At 75.4% G+C, this 2,331-nt stretch carries 5 protein-coding genes; 2 read left to right on the top strand and 3 right to left on the bottom strand.

Annotation, left to right across the window (positions count from 1 at the left end):
* Positions 1-482 (top strand): iron-sulfur cluster-binding protein (locus PKY62_RS13095; RefSeq protein ID WP_502875851.1); only part of this gene is annotated, 482 nt, incomplete at its 5' end.
* A 27-nt stretch (positions 483-509) separates the two neighbouring features.
* Here the strand turns inward: PKY62_RS13095 and PKY62_RS13090 are convergent.
* Genes PKY62_RS13090 through PKY62_RS13080 form a run of 3 tightly spaced genes read right to left on the bottom strand, consistent with a single transcriptional unit; the run spans position 510 to position 1,718 of the window.
* Positions 510-995, bottom strand: coding sequence for a DUF4395 domain-containing protein (locus PKY62_RS13090; RefSeq protein WP_324537664.1), 486 nt, complete (start codon positions 993-995; stop codon positions 510-512).
* Position 996: 1 nt separating this feature from the next.
* On the bottom strand, positions 997-1,443 hold the full coding sequence (locus PKY62_RS13085) for a TlpA family protein disulfide reductase (RefSeq protein WP_324537662.1): 447 nt from the start codon (positions 1,441-1,443) through the stop codon (positions 997-999).
* A complete protein-coding gene (locus PKY62_RS13080; protein ID WP_324537660.1) occupies positions 1,440-1,718 on the bottom strand; it encodes a hypothetical protein in 279 nt (92 codons plus the stop codon). Before PKY62_RS13080 ends, PKY62_RS13085 begins: the two co-directional genes overlap by 4 nt.
* 279 nt (positions 1,719-1,997) lie before the next feature.
* Here PKY62_RS13080 and PKY62_RS13075 point away from each other — a divergent pair.
* Positions 1,998-2,331: maltose acetyltransferase domain-containing protein (locus tag PKY62_RS13075; RefSeq protein ID WP_324537658.1), on the top strand; the 334-nt coding region annotated here is incomplete at its 3' end.

The following is a 2,331-nucleotide window of genomic DNA, read 5'->3' as shown; positions in this document are numbered from 1 at the left end:
TCCGCAGCGGCGACCTCATGTTCTGGACCGGGCCGGACGAGCGGGTCGGCCGGCTCCAGGCGCAGTACGGCGACCGGCTCGACGTGATCTACACGACCAACGACGGGTCCTTCGGGGTGCCGGGGTTCGTCACCGGTCCGCTGCTCGAGCTGCTCGAGGCCCACCGGCGCGGCGAGGGCCGCACCGTGGCCGAGGTCGTGACGATCGGCCCGCCGCTCATGATGCGTGCCGTCAGCGACCTGTCGCAGCCGTTCGGCGTGCGGTGCGTCGCGAGCCTCAACTCGATCATGGTGGACGCGACCGGGATGTGCGGGGCGTGCATGGTGCCGGTGGTGCTCGACGGCAAGCTCGTGCGCAAGCACGCGTGCATCGACGGCCCCGAGATCGACGCCCACATCATCGACTGGGACAAGTTCCTGCCGCGGTTCGGCCAGTTCAAGGCGCAGGAGTACGAGAGCAGGGTGCGGCACGGCCTCGGTTGACCGCTCGGCCCCGCAGCCGGGCGGGGTCTACCGGCGCGGCGCGCGGACCCGCTGGAGGAGCAGGTACAGCTCGCAGCCCAGGCAGAACCCGAAGGCGGCGTTGAGGAAGGCCGCGACGAGGGCGACCGCTGCGGCGATCGGCCCCGCCGCGGGGACACCCGCCAGGACGAGCAGCAGCCCCGTGCCCGTGATGACCAGTCCGACCCTCTGGGCGAAGCGCGGCGGGCGCGGGTCCTCGAGCTCGGCGGGCGGGGCGAGGCGCGGCCGGACGAGCCGGCGGTAGGCCAGGCCCTGCAGGGAGCCCTGGGCGCCCCGCGCGGCACCGACCGCGAAGAGCGCGACCACGACGGCCAGCAGCGCGGTCGCCGCGGGCGTGGCGCCGAGCAGCACTGTCGCGGCCAGGAGCACGGCGGTGGCCCCCGCGCCGAACCGGGGTCCCCGGGGGTCGATCCCGGCGGGTGGCGGCCCGGCGGGGTGGTGCGCGGGCGTCGAGGAGGTGGTCGTGTCGGTCATCTCAGCTCCTGGCGGGGGTGGGCAGCACGTCGGTGAGTGCGGCGCGGGCCTGCTCGGGTCGAAGCGGGCCCGACGTCCGGGACCGCACGCGGCCGGTCGCGTCGAGGAGCAGCACGGTGGGCGTGCGGAGCACGTCGAGGCGCCGGACGAGGTCCAGGTGGTCCTGCGCGGCGAGCTCGCGCACATCGAGGTCGGGTTCGTCCGCGGCGATCGCCGCTAGCACGCGCCGGACCTGGGGGCACGTGCTGCACGCCTCGGAGGAGAGCAGCACGAAGGTCGCCCGGTGGTCGAGCGGGCTTCCGAGGTCGGCGGGCGTGAGGCGGGGAACGTCCCCGCTCGCCAGGGGCGCGCCGGTCGGGCGGAACCGGCCGTCCCGCCGTCGGGCGACCCACAGGCCCAGGCTGGAGAGAGCCAGCAGGGCGACGAGCAGCAGCGCCTGGTCGATCACGGTCGGCCGCGGTCGGTCGTCCCGGGTGCCGGCAGCAGGTGCACCTCGGTGCGGGCCGTCGCACCCGGCACCAGGTCGAGCGCGAGCTCGTGCAGGGTGCCGGCGAGGCTGAGCAGCTCCGCCGTGCCGGGACCGTCCGTGGGCACCTCGAGCACGACGGACAGGCCGCGACGGACGGTGCCGGGCTCGGGGTGGGCAGGCGCGACGGGGAAGCGCGCCGAGCGAGTGCTGGTGGCTGGCGCCGATGGGCGCCGACGGGCGGCTGACGAGCTCATGGGGGGGTCCTGGTGCTGGGGGGGGTGCCGCGGTGCGGCGGGCCGAGAGCGGGCGGTCAGTGAGACCGGCGACAGCACATTCGGCACGGGGCGGCGGATCCCGCCGCGAGCGCGCGCGCACGGACGACGGAGGTCGTCGGACGAAGGGCGCTCATGACCACGATGATGACCCGGCCACCCCCGGCCTGCCAAGCGGTGGCCCACATGGTGGATGGTTCAACCGTCGGGGATGCCGACCGGCCCGCGCGGACGGCTCGCCGCGCGCGATAGCGTCGGCGGGTGGACGACGACGATGAGCGCCGGGTCGAGGGCCCCGCGGGGGACACCCGGACGCAGTACGAGCGCATGCTGGCCGGCGACTGGTACGCCTGGGACGAGGAGATCGCCGCGGTCATGCGACGCGGCCAGGAGCTCGCCGAGCGGTACAACGCGACCTTCCGCACGGACCGCCCCGGGGCGATGGCGACCCTCGCGGAGCTGGTCGGCTCCCTGGGCGCCGACACGGTGATCCGGCCGCCGCTGTACGTCGACTACGGCGCCCACCTGCACCTGGGCGCGCGCACGTTCGTCAACTTCGGTCTCGTGGCCCTGGACGTCGCGCAGCACGTGCCAG

Origin of the sequence: Actinotalea sp., assembly GCF_035443605.1 — a bacterium.
GTDB lineage: Bacteria > Actinomycetota > Actinomycetes > Actinomycetales > Cellulomonadaceae > Actinotalea.
The sequence above is the reverse complement of the archived record's forward strand: the minus strand, read 5'-3'. Positions and strand labels throughout refer to the sequence as shown.